The organism is Streptomyces murinus (assembly GCF_002154555.1).
GTDB lineage: Bacteria > Actinomycetota > Actinomycetes > Streptomycetales > Streptomycetaceae > Streptomyces > Streptomyces murinus.
This window is the reverse complement of sequence record NZ_MUNF01001070.1, coordinates 1-602: the sequence shown is the minus strand read 5'-3', so window position 1 is coordinate 602 and position 602 is coordinate 1. Positions and strand designations below refer to the sequence as shown.

General features: G+C 75.9%; 1 pseudogene. It reads right to left on the bottom strand.

Going from position 1 to position 602, the window contains the following annotated elements:
* Positions 1–148: 148 nt before the first annotated feature.
* A pseudogene (locus tag CCN72_RS39475) lies at positions 149–602 on the bottom strand (hypothetical protein); the annotation flags it as partial.

The window sequence follows — 602 nt, the reverse complement described above, 5'->3', positions numbered from 1 at the left end:
GCAGCGGGGACGCGGTGGGCAGCAGCCGGGGGCGGTGGGCGGCCAGGAACTCGGCGAAGGAGGAGCTGCCCGGCGTGAAGAACGCCTCGTCCATCAGCCCGGCGATGTCGTTCCCCGTCATCTGCTTCCCCTCCATAGACACGCGGTATCACCCGTCTCCTACCTGACGCGGCCGAACCGGAAACCCTTCCCCGCGCCCCGGCGTGTAGTACAACCGTCGGCTTTCGGCCGCGACCCACGGCCAAGCGCGGGCGTACGGGGGCGGTTTCGCCCCCGCCGGTACGAGGGTGGCCGTCGGCACGCGCCGGGCCGTGCGCGCGATGGCGTCCGCCGTCGTGTCGGCGTTGGGCCCGGACGTCGCGGCCGAGGCGCAGCCGGCGTAGAAGGCGACGGGCAGGGCGTCCTCGCCGGTGACCAGGCAGGGGGCGCGCACCCCGAGCCGGTGCAGGGTGGCGGCGGTGCGCGCCCAGGAACGGTGGCCTCCCGCGGCGATGTCCGCCGTGCGCACCAGGACGGTCAGTTGGGCACCGAGGTGGACGGCGAACGCCAGGCAGAGCGCGCCCGCGACCACCGGGCGCCAGGGCCGGGGCGGGGCGCTCGCC